The sequence below is a fragment of the Enterococcus asini ATCC 700915 genome (assembly GCF_000407365.1).
GTDB lineage: Bacteria > Bacillota > Bacilli > Lactobacillales > Enterococcaceae > Enterococcus_C > Enterococcus_C asini.
In genome coordinates, this window is sequence record NZ_ASVU01000001.1 from 280167 (window position 1) to 294734 (window position 14568).

Genomic DNA, 14568 nt, shown 5'->3' on the forward strand with positions numbered 1-14568 from the left:
CCTCAAGCCAATTGACCGCCTTTATTTTTCGTAATGGCGAATGAAAAGGTCTTCCAAGGTTGGTGGCACGACTTCAAATTTCGTCACCTTAAGTTTCGCCACCGCCCCAAGCAGTGTGTTCATTTCTTTGTTGTCAATTGCAAAGGTTGCTTCTTGACCTTTTTGACTGAAGTCATGAACCCCAGCAACTCCTTGTAGTTCACTGACATCTTCCTCACTGGCCAAGATTACTTGGGAACGGGTCAAATGGCGCATTTCGTCCAATGTCCCACTTTCGACGACTTGGCCTTCGCGAATAATCACGACCTTATCGGCTAAACGCTCGACTTCACTTAAGATATGGGACGAAAGCAAGATGGATTTGCCAGCTGCTTTTAATTTAGCGATTTCTTCCTGGAAGATAGCTTCCATCAAAGGATCCAAACCAGACGTGGGTTCATCCAAAATATAGAGCTCAGATTCCACGGATAAAGCAGCAATCAAGCCCACTTTTTGGCGATTCCCTTTTGAGTAGTTCTTAGCTTTTTTCTTAGGATCCAGTTCAAATTTTTTGATCAGTTCATCGCGTTTACGAGCATCGCCACCACCATGGAGCTTCATAAAGAGATCAATGATTTCTCCACCGGTCAGATTCCCCCACAAGGCCACATCCCCAGGTACATAGGAAAGTTCCTCGTGAATTGCGATACTGTCTTTCCATACATCTTTATCAAAGATCGTCGCCTCGCCACTATCTTTTTTGATAATGCCCAAAAGCGTCCGAATCGTCGTGGACTTCCCTGCTCCATTAGGCCCGATAAACCCAACCACTTGGCCTCTTTCCACAGTAAAACTAACATCTTTCAAAGCTTGGAATTTTCCAAAACGCTTTTGCAAATGTGCCACTTTTACAATTTCTTCCATTTTCTGCTCCTCATTTCTCCATCCAGAATGATTCAATCGTTTTTTAAACCAAACAAACGATTTTAGTTCATAATATTCTTCTGCTTTGGAAAAGTCAAAGAAAATCTCAGATATTTTGAACTCTTTTTTTGTTTGCAGTTTAAATCAATCCCTATTATAATAGGAAGTAATCTCAGCGAAGGAGTCTTGTCATGAACGGCTTTGAAAAACGCACCCAGCAAAAAATGCAAACGATTAAAGATACTGCTTTTGCCCTCTTGAACCAGCCTGCTGGTGTTGACGGTTTGCGTATGGACACTTTGGCCAAAGAAGCCGGTGTCTCCAAAGCGACTATTTTTAAATACTTTCACAGTAAAGAAAAATTGATTCAACAGGTCTTTATGGATTTTCTTGACCGGATGGGCGCAGAAAGTATGACCTTTCTTTCCCAAGACCTTCCTTTTGAAGAAAAATTAATGGCCTTAGCCAAAGTAAAGATTCAGTATTTGGATACTGTGGATCAGCAGTTTTTCCTCGATTTAATGGCCCAATACAGCCAAAAAGCCGATGCGGAATTAGCCACTAAAATGCACGCTTACAACCAACGTTACTACGATGTGATGGTCCAACTGCTCCAACAAGGACGAAAAGAAGGCAAAATCGACTTGAAATACTCCGATGAATTTCTTTTACTTTACTTAGAATCCATGGTCCAGGGAGTCTCGGATCCGGCTATCTACCAAAAAATCAACGTCCACTATGCGGAATATTGGGCAGAAATGCTTTTGAAAGCTCTAGCGCCAACCGAAAAATGAAAAATAAAAAAGTTCCTTGAAGCCTGGGCTTCAAGGAACTTTTTGTTTTCTTAGTTTCTCACAAAAAAAGCCCGCCAAATTGGCAGGCTTCAAACTTATCTAGCTTATAAACTATCCACTTGGTCAAAGTCTAGTTCGGCACTGGTTTCCCGACCAAACATATCAATGTTGACTTTAAGTTTTTGACGTTCTTCATCTACTTCAGCCACTTGTCCTTCCAATCCAGAAAAGGCTCCTTCGATGATTTTCACCGTATCGCCTACCGCTACCTTCAAGTCAGACTGACGGGTGCTCATACCGATAGAACGCAAGATGTGATTGATTTCTTCTTGCAACAAAGGAGCTGGTTTACTACCGGCGCCGTGGGAACCCACAAATCCAGTCACTCCTGGAGTATTGCGGACGATGTACCAAGATTCATCCGTCATGATCATTTCTACTAAAACGTAACCAGGGAAGGTTTTGTGCACGACTTCTTTGGCTTTGCCGTTTTTAACTTCCGTATCGGTTTCTTCCGGTACGACTACTCGAAAGATATAATCCCCCATGCCCATGCTTTGTGCCCGGGATTCCAAATTTGCTTTAACCTTATTTTCATAGCCAGAATATGTATGCAACACGTACCAATTGCGTTCAAATGATTCCATTGTTTCGCTCTCCTCTTCTTTGGGCAAATAAAAAAACCTCAGTCCCCCGAAGTTTTTCCTCACAGACAGTATAGCACCGTTTAAGGGTTTATACCAGTGTTATTATTTCAAAATCAAACCCAGTACTGCTTGAATCACGCTATCCATCACAAAGAACATCAGCCCGAAAATAATGGATGTTTCGATGACCACTAGGGTATCTTTCCGCAATTCTTTTTTCGTAGGCCAGGTGACTTGCTTCATTTCCGCGATTACGCTTTTAATGAATTTCATAGCCGCTCCTCCTTTAGCAAATTATTTGGTTTCCCGATGCAATGTATATTGATTGCAATATTTACAAAATTTATTGATTTCTAAGCGTTCCCCTTTTTTTCCTTCGCTTACCGATTTGGAATAGTTACGGGAGCCGCAAACAGAACAGGCTAATGCCGCCTTTTTTGTCGCCATGTGCTTTCCTCCTTACGCAAAGTGCGTACATCCTAAAATACCACGAATTAAAAGGAGCGTCAAGACGGCAGCCGGTTCTTTCCTTTTCATTCCTCTTCAAAATCATCCTCATCCATCACCAAGCGAGCGTCGTCTTCCAAATCATCCTCAAAAGCACTGTCAAAACCAAACAAGTCGTCGAAATCATCCATGAAAACTCCTCCTTTGGGTGCGTTTTCTTTATTATAGCACGAGCAATTAATCAACTGCTACTCCAAACAAAGCGACGCCGGCTTTTTTACCTAGTTTCCTTACTGAATTTCTCGCAAAAAAACTCTCCTACCAATAGTTTGGCAAGAGAGTTTTGCAAGAAGACTTACGTCAATTACAGACGATTGGCAAAGTCTAATTTTTGATTCAAGTAATACATGATCGGTGCCGTAACAACCATAACAGCAAATTCGCTTAAAGCCAAAGTGCCATAAGTTGCCCAAAATGGTGCAGCACTCACGATATGCAACATGATTGCAATCATAAACATGCTAGCGGTGAAAAAGAGACTATTCAGTCCCAAGCGCACTTTAGGGTTTTTGATTTTATTTTGTAGAACAGCCGTCAAGGACAGTGCCAAAAGGGTCTGACCCCCACCAAAAAGCACATCCATGATGCCCATACCAAAAAGTGCATTGTACAAGACACAGCCGGCAAAGACACCCCATAATAATTTGCGATTGAAGACCACCAAGTGATTGAGGCTTTCCGAAATACGGAATTGGATCGGTCCGGCAGCTAGCGGTGTGATCAGCGACAAAGCCACATAAAGAGCGGCGATGATGGCATTCGTGGTCAAAAGACTCACTTTACTCATAGGTTTGGTTCTCGTTTGCATTCTTTTTCCTTCTTTCTCCGAGTTTTGGTAAAGCGGGATGGTTGATGAACCGCTGGGAACAAGTCCCTAAATACGTGTTGTAGTATAGCAGAGATTGCTGGAAATGAAAACCATCGCCTCCCTTTTAATCCGATTTCCCGATTTCTTTCCTCAAAGCCAAATGTATAAAACATTCTTAAGATGCAGGACTTATTTTGATAGCGCTTGCAATAAATCTTGGGATATGGTATAAAATAAGTGTAAGGGGTCATAGGAATTCCCAAAAAAGTATTTGCCACATCAAAAGCAAGTGCGAGAGAATTGTTATGAACTTGAAAAAACAAGTAAAGGACGTGGGAATTTGAGTAACTCCTTACTAACTGAATCGGTCTAGTGAGCGGAAACTGCGGAATCAAGTGGACATCAGAACCTTGAAGTAGAAGCAGGAAAGCAACAAATCCCTCACTAGACTATTTTTGTGCGCTTTTCTTCCCAATCTGGAATTCCTCTGTTAAAATACATTGCACGAATATAATTGGGAACGGAGATACAATGCAATTATGAAATTTCACTTCCATGTGTTGATCAACCAAGCCTCAGGCAGTGGCCAAGGAAAAAAAGTGGGCGATAAGATTAGCACCCTTCTACTAGAAAAAAACTTTTTACATACGCTTTACTATAGCGAATACGCCGGTCACGAGCGAGAAATCGCACGCAACTTGGCAGAAACCACCCTTCTTCCGTGGAACGAGGAAACCAAAGAAAGCGAAGAACCTTTTCCTTTATTGATGGTTATTGGCGGCGACGGCACCTTACACCAAGTCATCAATGAATTTTACCGGCTGAATTACGACTTACCAGTCAGTTACATACCTGGAGGTTCCGGCAATGACTTTGCTCGTGGTATCGGACTGTCACTGAAACCTGAGCAAGCTTTTTGGCAGATTGTCAAAGCTCCTGCTCCACAAACGATTAATACCATCGTCTATGATGAAAAAGTCCAACAAGAAACAGGTGTAGCCTTAAACAACGTGGGCATCGGGCTGGATGCGGCAATCGTGGCTACCACTAACGAATCCACTGCTAAAAAACAGCTCAATAAGTACAATCTAGGTTCCCTCTCTTACATTTCATCCATTTTGAAACTGCTCTTTACTCAAAAAGGTTTTCCCATTTTAGTGGAATTAAATGGCAATGAACACTTCTTTAAAAAGGCCTTTCTCTGTACCACGACGAATCATCCTTACTTCGGCGGTGGCGTGGCAATTGCCCCCATGGCCCAAGCGGACAAGCGCTCGTTGGATCTCGTGGTCGTGGAACGCATTCCTATGTATAAGCTCTTTTGGTTGATTATCAAATTGGCGCGAAAAACGCATACGACTTCCAAGCACTTTCATCATTTCACCAGCAGCCGGCTGCGCATTGTTTCCACGATTCCCCAGTATGGTCAAGCAGACGGTGAAGTCTTACAGCCGCAATCCTTTGATATCACCTTTACCACTCGCAATCAATTAGTTTGGTACCAAAAATAGACGAAAACAAGCGCCCTGTCGATTTTCTCATGGACAGGGCGCTTGTTTTTTATTATTGAGCTTGAAATTGCCAAGGGGTGATTCCAGTCATTCCAATCAAAGGATCTACTTGATTGCTAGTAATCATAGCCAAAGTTAGTCGATGATCCTCCGTTAGCGTTTCTTCGATGATTTCTTGTGGCGCTTTTGGCTCTGTTGTAACTTGGTCATACTGAACGGCTGGCTTTTGTTCTTGAGGGACTTCGGCCAATTTGTCAGCCGACTGCTTTTTCTCTTGGGGCAAATCGTTTTTCGCCAAAGGAAGCGACGTCACCAATCCGTGAGTTTCAGCGGCCATTTCATCTTCGTATTGGTGAATTTTCATGGTCAAGGCAGTGGAAATTCCCCCTACCTCTTGAATCCGTTGTTGCAAAGTCGTTTTACGCACGGCGGACTCTCGGTGAATTGCTTGTTCGTAAGCTCGAGGTTCCCCTAGTAAAATCAATAAATCTTTGCTCCGAGTCACCGCCGTATATAACAAGTTTCGCTGTAGCATTCGCTGATACTGACTCACCATGGGCAAGATGACCATTTTAAATTCGCTACCTTGGGATTTGTGAATGGAACAACAGTAAGACAAGGTAATCTTATTCCATTCATTGCGTTTGTAGACGACTTCCGTTGCGTCAAAGGCGATGGTCAACTCATCGGTCTTGTCTTCGGACTCCTTCGCATAAGTAATCCCTACAATAACCCCCATGTCCCCGTTAAAGACATTAGCCTCTGGATCATTTATCAACTGCAACACTTTGTCCCCTACACGATAAGCCACCTCATTGAAGATGACTTCTCGTTTATTGCCATCATTGGGATTAAAAATTTCTTGCATCATTTTGTTCAAAGCATTGATTCCCGCCGGTCCGCGATACATCGGTGCCAAAACTTGAATGTCTTGGGCAGTGAAGCCTTTTACTTTGGCCTTTTCCACGATTTGCGCAATAATCGGCTCAATTTGATACGCATCACAGCGGAAGAAGGAACGATCCTTTTGGTTCACCGTTAGATTGGCGGGTATTTGTCCGTCTTTTATCTCATGGGCCAAGGAAATGATACTAGAACCATCCCCTTGCCGATAAATCTCTGTCAGTTCTCGCTGAGGAATTTCAGTGGTTTGCAAAAGATCATGGAGCACTTGCCCCGGGCCCACGGAAGGCAGCTGATCTTTATCCCCTACGATGATTACTTGCATATCGTTGCCAATGGCTTTAAACAAAGTATTGGCCAGCCAAGTGTCCACCATGGACATCTCGTCTAGAATCAACAAGCCTCCGGAAAGTTCCCGAGCATTTAAAGAAGGGACTTTTTCCCGACCATTAATCCCTAGCAAACGATGAATCGTCCCCGCCGGTAAGCCCGTGGTTTCGTTCATCCGTTTGGCCGCCCGACCGGTAGGGGCTGCCAAATAAATGGGAAAGCCTTCATGTCCGGTATTATGGGGACTGAGATCCACGTCGTTTAACGCAGCAAAGAGTTTCACGATTCCGTTGATCACCGTAGTTTTCCCCGTTCCCGGACCCCCGGTTAACAGGAATAAAGGCGACGTGATAGCCGCACGAATGGCTTCTTCTTGGGAGCTGCCATAGGAGATGTTCATCTGCTTTTCGATTTTCTTTAATTCTCGACTGATTCGTTTTTTATCATATGACAAGGACTGTTTCCGTTGCAAAAGACGTTGCACCGAGCTGGCAATCCCCCACTCCGCAAAGTACAAACTATTTTCATAGAGGTTGGTGCCTTCTTGTTGGATTTTACCGGCTTCTACCAAATGAATGATTTCATTGGCCAAAGCTTCCGGCTGAATTTCAACCGGCCGACTGCTTTCCAAGACTTCCAAAACTTGCTCCAGTAATTCTTGAGCTGGTACAAAGGTATCGCCCGATGTCGCCCCAGCACTGGCCAACTGCTGCATGACACAAGCCTGAATGCGTTGGGTAGAGTCCGCCGCAATGCCTAAGCCTTCCGCCAATTGATCCGCCTTTTTAAAGCCGATGCCCTCGATATCTTCCACCAACTGATAGGGATTTTCGTGCAAGATATCCAAGGTTGCCTCTTTATAGGTCTGATAAATGGCAAAGGCCAACTGACTACCGAATCCGTATTGCGTCAATGCGACAATCACTTGGTCCATCCCGTGATTGGCACGCACGGTATCCACAATCATCTTTTGCTTTGCCTTGGTTAATCCGGGGATGTCCGCTAAAACTGCCGGATCTGCCAAAAGACGATCAATGGCCCCTTCGCCTAAAGCAGCCACGATTTTTTCTGCCGTTTTGCGCCCGATGCCAGGGAACTTATCACTGGCAAAAAAGTGAATCAATCCTGCCGCCGATGTTGGTTGTGCCTGTTGGTAACTTTCAGCCTTCATCTGGCGACCATACTTCGGATGATTCACCAATTCTCCAGTGAAACGATATTCTTCCCCTTCTTGAACCTCCCCAAAGCTACCGGTAATCACGATTTCCGGCTCGTCATACTCCAAGTCGTTTTCTGTGACTTTCACCAATAAAACTTTGAAAAAATTACTGGGATTTTGATAAAAAATAGCGACTACTTTGCCGCTAATCACGCCTGTTGCTGACATCGTTGTCGCTCCTTTTCCTATCCTTATTACTAAGACAAAGCGTCCCGTCCATCAGAATTCGCTAAAAAGCTAGCATCATTATACACTTTCAACCGATACGGAGGGACTTTGGCTGTATTCGTCGTCTCCATAATGGTCAAACTATTGTTCACCAAGCCACCCATGGCCCGCAATTCGGCTAATTCTTTACCGGCTAGCCACTGAATCGCTGCCGTTAACGATGCTCCATGGCCCACAAACAACACCGGACCTTGGTGACTTGCTGCAGCTTGCACGACCACTTGGGTAATCCGCTCCAAAGCATCTTGCACCGCTTCTCCATTAAAAGCACCAGGATCATAGCGGTCTAAATGATGCCGCAAATTGTCCAAAGCCACGGGGTGGTCATGAACCACTTCATCGATTAACTGACCTTCTAACGTTCCTAAGCCCAACTCCCGCAAATCATCCGTGAGATAAAGAGGGACAGGGGTATCCAAGCGTTTGATGATTTCTTCTGCTGTGGTCTTTGCCCGAGGGGAGCTACTGGCATACACGGCTTCAAAGGGAACTTTCGCCATATGATCCCCTAAGCGAGCTACTTCTGCCAAACTTTCCGGTAATAAAGGAGAGTCCCCTTCCCTACCTTGAAAACGACGTTCCAGATTCCACTGGGTCTTGCCGTGGCGGGTAAAATACAATTCCATTACAAATACTCCTTTATACCAAATTAGTCTAATTTGTCGTGATCGTAATGATGGGTCAATTCCATATTCGGAAAGCCCTGTTGTCGCAATGCTTCATAGACAATCATCGCCGCCGTATTGGATAAGTTCAATGAGCGCACGTGTTCGTCATTCATGGGGATACGCAGACATTTTTCCGCATTTTCCCGCATAAAGTCTTCTGGTAAGCCGGTAGTTTCTTTGCCAAATAAGAAGAAATGCTGATTGCCGTCTTGGTAATTCACATCACTGTAGACTTGATTGGCAAACTTCGAAATCAAATGCAATTGGGCATTTTCCTGTTTTGCCAAATACGCCAAAAAAGCAGCCAAATCTTGGTGGTAATGAATATCGACAGCATGCCAATAATCCAGACCTGCTCGTTTTAGATGCTTGTCATCTGTGGAAAAGCCCAGTGGTTCGATTAAGTGTAAAGGGGTATTGGTAGCGGCGCATGTGCGGGCGATATTTCCCGTATTCGCCGGAATCAAGGGTTCAAATAAGACAATGTGGTTCATCATGACTCGCTCCTTTTATTCTTCAAAGATCAGTTAGCAATCTTTGAACATTCTGTATCACTATAGCATAAATCGGCTGAATTGGGCTTTTTGACACAAAAAAAACGTACCAACTCGGTGTCAAGCACGGCAAGTTGTTACGTTAGTGAAGCTCTTTTCACTAACTTTTATCAGAACAGGAACCTGATAAAAACCAATGAAAAATGACTTGACGTAACTATATCACCCCTTAGGCGAAAATGCAACTATTAAATCATAATTTTTTCACAAAAAAGGCTGATTCTGCCCTTTTAAGAGCAATAAGTCAATGGTAATTTTCGTTAATGGTTGTTTTTTTATTTTTTCTTTCTGTTCGTCACTGGCACTCCATTCCAAAGGTGACATCTCTAATAAGTCTAAACGCAACGCTTCTGGAATTTGAAATTCGTAGGTTATTTTTTCTGATTGGTTGTACAGATACGCCTCTGTGAATTTTTCTTGAACCAGCTGATTGGAGTAGCTCTGCTTTGTAGTATCTTCAGGGAAGAATGCTTGTCGTAACTCTTGCAAATAACGCGGTCCTGGCACGACTTTCAATAGCTGACCACTTGGTTTTAGAATCCGCTGAAACTCATGGTAATTTGATGGAGAAAAGATATTTAAGACGCAATCAAACTGATTATCTGCAAAAGGCAAGTTGGTTAAGTCTGCCACACACCAAAAAGCTTCTGTTTGAAAATCCGTAGCCATTTGAACTCCTGCTTTGGAAATATCAAAACCTACCGCTACCTCTTGGGGTTGCTTTTCTAATAGGAGATTCAAAAAACTCCCTTCCCCACAGCCTACATCCAAAAGGCTGCCTTTTTTAGGAAGCCACTGAGCCAGTTTGGCTAATAAAGGCTCATACATGCCCCCTTGGATTAGCTTGCGTCGAGCGGCAAACATTCCTTGATCGTATTCTGTTTTCACCGGATGTTGCAAGAAAAACAGCGTTCCTTTTTTGGAAACATCAAAGCGATGCCCTGAAGCACATAAGAGCCCCTTCTCATCCGGCAACATTTCCTGATGGCACAAGGGACAACGAAACAATTCCCCGTGCTGGGCTACAAAACGTTGCCCTCGTTCAATCTTTTTTTCCACCCTGATCACCTCGGTTACTACTTTACCACAGAGATATGTTAGAATTCTACTGAAGACAAGAGAACTGGAGGAATCAAAAATGATCAAAGAATTTTGCGCCGAGAATTTTACGGATATTCCTAAGGCCCTGGCTGCGGGAGCAAGTCGAATCGAACTTTGTGACAACCTATTCGTAGGAGGCACTACTCCTTCCACCGGGGTCATAGAAGAAGTCTTGGCTTATGCCGGAGAAAAAAATGTTCCGGTAATGACTATGATTCGCCCCCGGGGTGGTGATTTCGTCTACAATGACATCGAGCTAAAAATCATGCACACGGACTTAATCGAAGCCAAAAAATTAGGCACAGATGGCGTCGTCTTCGGTCTGTTGCAAGAAGATGGTTGGCTTGACGAGGAAAGCTTGGAACTCTTCTTAGAAACCGCAGAAGGCCTGCAAGTCACTTTCCATATGGCCTTTGATGCAATTCCAAAAGCGCGGCAAAAAGAGGCTCTTGACTGGTTAGCCGCCCACGGGGTAGATCGAATTTTGACCCACGGCGGACCAAGCGGCTCTTCCTTAGAAGAAAACTTGCCTTACTTAAAAGAATTAGTCGACTATGCGGCTGGACGCATCATCATCTTACCTGGTGGTGGCGTAACCGCTGAAAATGTCGAAGAAGTGATCACTACATTAGGCGTAAAAGAAGCCCACGGCACCAAGATCGTTTCATTTTAAGAAAAAACGGAGTCCGCATTTATGGGCTCCGTTTTTTCTTTGGAAATGCTTCCCCCTTATAAGGTACACTAGAGGTAATCAATCGAGACTTTGCGTCTCTAGAAAACGGAGAAGTGCCATGCAATATGTCAATCCGCAAACATTTAACCCTGAAATTTTGTATTTATTCGATCCTTGGAACAAAGGCCAGCATGCCAATGAATTACACAGCCACGACTTCCTAGAGATCAGTATCATCTTAGAAGGAGAAGTCATGTATCAGTTTGGCAAAGAAAAACCGGTGAACCTCCATGCCGGAGACCTACTTTTATTCAACCCAGGGGTCTTGCATCGTGAATGGCAACCGGAAAACACCTGCTCCCATCAACTTCACATCGGGCTTAGAAACATTTCTTTAGACGGATTAAAGCGCAATTTCTTTCCCAATAAAGAACCCTTGCTAAACTTGGGACGCTACCAACACCAAGTCATCGATCAAGCCTGGGCCACCATTCGAGAATTAAACTACGAGCAATTTGAATTCCAATTAATGCACAAGGGCCAAGTACTACAAATCCTCGCCTATATTTTGCGTGGCTTAAACGAAGCCCAAGATAGCGTCTATCCACAATTGTCCGCCAGTGAAAAGCGTCACCAGCAAATCGTCAATCAAACGATTTACTTCATTGAAAACCACTATGCCGAAGAGATTACTTTGGAAAAACTAGCCCAAGACCACTTCGTCAGTCCCACTTACCTTTCCCGGATTTTCAAAGACGCGGTAGGTATGAGTCCGATTAACTATTTAATCAAGATTCGCCTAACCCATGCCCGAGATCTTCTGAAAAAAGGCACCTACACCATTAAAGAAGTGGCGCAGCTGGTAGGCTATCAAGACGCCTATCACTTCAGTAAATCCTTTAAGAAACAGTACGGGAGCGCCCCTTCAGCTTTTGAGAAACAAGACGAAAGGAGCTAACACATGCTAGACAAAACTTTACCCTATATTGAATTTGAAATGAAACGACCAAATCAATTGCCCCTACCAAAATTTTCCCGGAAACTCCCCGCGGGCTTTCATCTAAAAGAGTATCAGCCCGGGGACGAGGCTAGCTGGTGTGCTGTGGAATATGCTGTGGGCGAATTCGACACGTTGGCAGAAGCCGCGGCTTATTTTGCCAAAACCTTCGCTCCTTATCCGGAAGAGCTGCCCCGGCGCATGGTCTTTATCACGGATAAAAGTGGGGAAATCGTCGCCACGTGTACAGCTTGGTGGGGGAAAAAAGACGAACCTTTATTGCACTGGTTAGCGGTGCATCCCAGCGCTCAAAAAAATGGACTAGCAACCTTTTTAGCCGTGGAGATCACCCGCAGGCTAGCCACCTTACATCCCGGGGAAGACCTCTTTCTTCACACGCAAACTTGGAGCTATCCCGCGATTTTTCTCTATGAAAAACTAGGCTATCAACTGCTGCCTGGCACCAAGGATTTCGAAAAAGGCCAAGCTCTCTTGGCACAACTGCGCCAAGCAAAGCGGTAGCTCACACCCTTGAAATCAGTCATCTGCAACGGTTTATGCTATACTAAAACCGAAGATTACATTTGACTACAAGGAGCCAAGAAAAATGAAAAAAGCAGAGGAAATGTACGCTTATGCCCGCAATCACAAGCTGGGTTTCAACCTCACCCCGATTATCGGCGGTTGGTTGCAAAAAAAACATTTTAAACTAATCGAAGACGCGCTAGGAAAAGACGAAGAGGCATTGGTTACCTTTATCGGCCGGCATCATCCGGAAGACCGGGAAAATTTCCAACAATACGAAGGAGAATCCGCCGCCGATTTTCGAGATCGAGTGCAATCCAGCCAGACGAACAAGGTCCGCTACTTTAGCTGCAAAGGCTTCACCGCTTATGCCGTGACCAATTCCGGGCGCTTGATTTTTGCTCGCTGGGTACCTTTCCACAATGACTATAAGAGTTTACCTTTAAACAATATCAACACCATCAATCCCAATACCCGGATTATTTGGGGCTCTTTGCGAATCGAAAGTTTCCGGGAAGTCTTCAGTATCTTCTGGACTAAACGGGTAGTTTTTGCCATTGCTAAACTCTTAGAAGACAGCAAAAGCGACTTACAAGACGGGCTTATGGATGGGATCACTACCGCCAATCGGCAAAAGGTTACTAACCCAAGCGCTCCCTTGACCACGGAGACCAACTATGACAAACTCAAAGAACGAAAAAAAGCGTTGGAAGACGGTTTGATTTCCCAAGAAGAATACGACGAATACAAAGACAAATTCTTAAATCATTAATAAAAAAAACGGAAGCCTTAAAGTAGGCCTCCGTTTTTTTTGATTCACGTACCGATAAACTGTTGCATAAAGAGACTGGCGATATTGAAATAAATCAACACCGAGGTCAAATCACTTAACGTGGTAATAAAAGGGCCACTGGCTACAGCCGGGTCAAAGCCCAACTTATCCATTAACATGGGAATCAAGCTCCCCGCTAGATTTGCCACGGTAATGGCAAACATCATGGCAATCCCGATAACAAAACCCAAAGTAGGATTGCCTTTCCAGATCGAAACGATGGCAAAAATCGTCAACCCAGTAATCGCTCCGGTAATGAGCCCGGTTAAGATTTCCCCCATGACCGTTCCCAAAAACGAACGCTCTTTGTCCTCGGTCATAGCCAAGCGACGCACGGCCACCGCCAAAGACTGGGTGCCGGCATTCCCCGCTGTCCCGGTAATCAAAGAGATAAAGACCGCTAAAATCGAGGCCTCACTAACTAACTCCTCGTAATGACTGATTAAGCTAGCCGTAGCCATCCCCAAAAAGAGCAACGTAATCAACCAAGGTAGACGACTCATGGCTGAACGCATGGGATTTTCCGAGACCTCTTCCACGTTGACCCCGGCCAAACCGGAGTAGTCGCTAGCCGCTTCATCATCGATAACGTCGATGATATCATCGACGGTGACAATCCCTAGCAGGTGCTCATCATAATCCGTTACCGGCAACGCCAGAAAGTCGTAATCCCGGAAAGTCTGAGCCACGTCTTCTTGGTCATCACCCACATGGACGGAAATAACCCGTTCGCTTAAAATATCCGCAATCATCACATCGTCATCATTAATGATCAAATCCCGCAAAGAAATAACCCCGACCAAATGATTGGCCTGGTCCACTACATAAATATAGTAAATCGTTTCCGCCGCAGTCGCTTCATTTTTCAAGACATACATAGCTGAACGCACGGTTTGATTGGCTACGATAGAGACGTACTCCGTGGTCATGATGGCCCCAGCGGTATCATCCTCATAATGAAGCAATTCCCGAATTTCCCGGGCAGACTCGTGGGGCATGATGCTCAAATACTTGGCGGTTTGCTTCTTATCCAATGTATTCAGCAAATCCACCGCGTTATCCGTGTACATCTCTGCTAGCATATCCGCCGCATAGCCGGGCCGCATCTCGGACAAGTAGTCCGTCATGTGGATATTGTCTTCTTCAATCACGTCAAACATATCTGCGATTTCTTTTGGCGACAAATAGGCATACATCTGACGCCGTTGCTCATCTGTGAGGGATTGGTAGAACTGACCTTGCTCAAAGATGTGAAGTTCCAAGAAAAGTTCCCGGAATTGCTTCATGTCATCTGCTGCCAAGGCCGCTTGCAATTGATCGAATTGCAGCTCTAGGGCTTCTTGATTTTCATCCAATCTGCTCACCTCA

16 protein-coding genes are annotated in these 14568 nt (G+C 44.6%); 6 read left to right on the forward strand and 10 right to left on the reverse strand.

What is annotated here, in order from left to right:
• Positions 1–21 precede the first annotated feature (21 nt).
• Positions 22–903 carry an ABC transporter ATP-binding protein gene (locus I579_RS01410; protein WP_010752985.1) on the reverse strand — a complete coding sequence of 294 codons (882 nt, stop codon included), beginning with the start codon at positions 901–903 and terminating at the stop codon, positions 22–24.
• A 191-nt stretch (positions 904–1094) separates the two neighbouring features.
• Here I579_RS01410 and I579_RS01415 point away from each other — a divergent pair, with 191 nt between their 5' ends.
• Complete coding sequence (locus I579_RS01415) at positions 1095–1697, forward strand: TetR/AcrR family transcriptional regulator (RefSeq protein ID WP_010752984.1); 603 nt, start codon at positions 1095–1097, stop codon at positions 1695–1697.
• Between the two features lie 104 nt (positions 1698–1801).
• On the opposite strand, the gene nusG is transcribed toward I579_RS01415, so the two are convergent.
• From nusG to I579_RS01435, 4 genes are all read right to left on the reverse strand, one after another.
• Positions 1802–2344, reverse strand: a complete 543-nt coding sequence (gene nusG / locus I579_RS01420) for a transcription termination/antitermination protein NusG (RefSeq protein WP_010752983.1) — start codon at positions 2342–2344, stop codon at positions 1802–1804.
• A 102-nt stretch (positions 2345–2446) separates the two neighbouring features.
• Positions 2447–2617 (reverse strand): preprotein translocase subunit SecE, encoded by a 171-nt coding sequence (secE, locus tag I579_RS01425; RefSeq protein WP_010752982.1) that lies wholly within the window; start codon positions 2615–2617, stop codon positions 2447–2449.
• Positions 2618–2638: 21 nt separating this feature from the next.
• Entirely contained in the window at positions 2639–2791 is a 153-nt protein-coding gene (gene rpmG / locus I579_RS01430; RefSeq protein ID WP_005229764.1) for a 50S ribosomal protein L33, read from the reverse strand.
• 364 nt (positions 2792–3155) lie between these two features.
• The gene (locus I579_RS01435; RefSeq protein WP_010752980.1) at positions 3156–3659 is read right to left on the reverse strand and encodes a QueT transporter family protein; all 504 of its coding nucleotides are present in this window, start codon (positions 3657–3659) and stop codon (positions 3156–3158) included.
• A gap of 539 nt (positions 3660–4198) precedes the next feature.
• On the opposite strand from I579_RS01435, the gene I579_RS01440 reads away from it, so the two are divergent.
• The gene (locus I579_RS01440; RefSeq protein WP_010752979.1) at positions 4199–5170 is read left to right on the forward strand and encodes a diacylglycerol/lipid kinase family protein; all 972 of its coding nucleotides are present in this window, start codon (positions 4199–4201) and stop codon (positions 5168–5170) included.
• 52 nt (positions 5171–5222) lie between these two features.
• Here the strand turns inward: I579_RS01440 and recD2 are convergent, their stop codons facing one another.
• From recD2 to I579_RS01460, 4 genes are all read right to left on the reverse strand, one after another.
• A complete protein-coding gene (gene recD2 / locus I579_RS01445; protein WP_010752978.1) occupies positions 5223–7790 on the reverse strand; it encodes an SF1B family DNA helicase RecD2 in 2568 nt (855 codons plus the stop codon).
• Between the two features lie 29 nt (positions 7791–7819).
• Complete coding sequence (locus I579_RS01450) at positions 7820–8476, reverse strand: histidine phosphatase family protein (protein ID WP_010752977.1); 657 nt, start codon at positions 8474–8476, stop codon at positions 7820–7822.
• Between the two features lie 23 nt (positions 8477–8499).
• Entirely contained in the window at positions 8500–9015 is a 516-nt protein-coding gene (trmL, locus tag I579_RS01455; protein WP_118339785.1) for a tRNA (uridine(34)/cytosine(34)/5-carboxymethylaminomethyluridine(34)-2'-O)-methyltransferase TrmL, read from the reverse strand.
• A gap of 261 nt (positions 9016–9276) precedes the next feature.
• A complete protein-coding gene (locus I579_RS01460; RefSeq protein WP_010752975.1) occupies positions 9277–10131 on the reverse strand; it encodes a methyltransferase domain-containing protein in 855 nt (284 codons plus the stop codon).
• Between the two features lie 79 nt (positions 10132–10210).
• Between I579_RS01460 and I579_RS01465 the strand changes: the two genes are divergently transcribed.
• The 4 genes from I579_RS01465 to I579_RS01480 all read left to right on the forward strand — a co-directional run bounded on the left by I579_RS01465 (position 10211) and on the right by I579_RS01480 (position 13140).
• Entirely contained in the window at positions 10211–10846 is a 636-nt protein-coding gene (locus I579_RS01465) for a copper homeostasis protein CutC (RefSeq protein WP_010752974.1), read from the forward strand.
• A gap of 118 nt (positions 10847–10964) precedes the next feature.
• Positions 10965–11804: a helix-turn-helix transcriptional regulator gene (locus I579_RS01470; protein WP_010752973.1), complete on the forward strand. Its 840-nt coding sequence runs from the start codon at positions 10965–10967 to the stop codon at positions 11802–11804.
• A gap of 3 nt (positions 11805–11807) precedes the next feature.
• Complete coding sequence (locus tag I579_RS01475; RefSeq protein WP_010752972.1) at positions 11808–12365, forward strand: GNAT family N-acetyltransferase; 558 nt, start codon at positions 11808–11810, stop codon at positions 12363–12365.
• 85 nt (positions 12366–12450) lie between these two features.
• Positions 12451–13140, forward strand: coding sequence for a hypothetical protein (locus I579_RS01480; RefSeq protein WP_010752971.1), 690 nt, complete (start codon positions 12451–12453; stop codon positions 13138–13140).
• Between the two features lie 44 nt (positions 13141–13184).
• Here the strand turns inward: I579_RS01480 and mgtE are convergent, their stop codons facing one another.
• Positions 13185–14555, reverse strand: a complete 1371-nt coding sequence (gene mgtE, locus I579_RS01485; protein WP_010752970.1) for a magnesium transporter — start codon at positions 14553–14555, stop codon at positions 13185–13187.
• Positions 14556–14568: the final 13 nt, after the last annotated feature.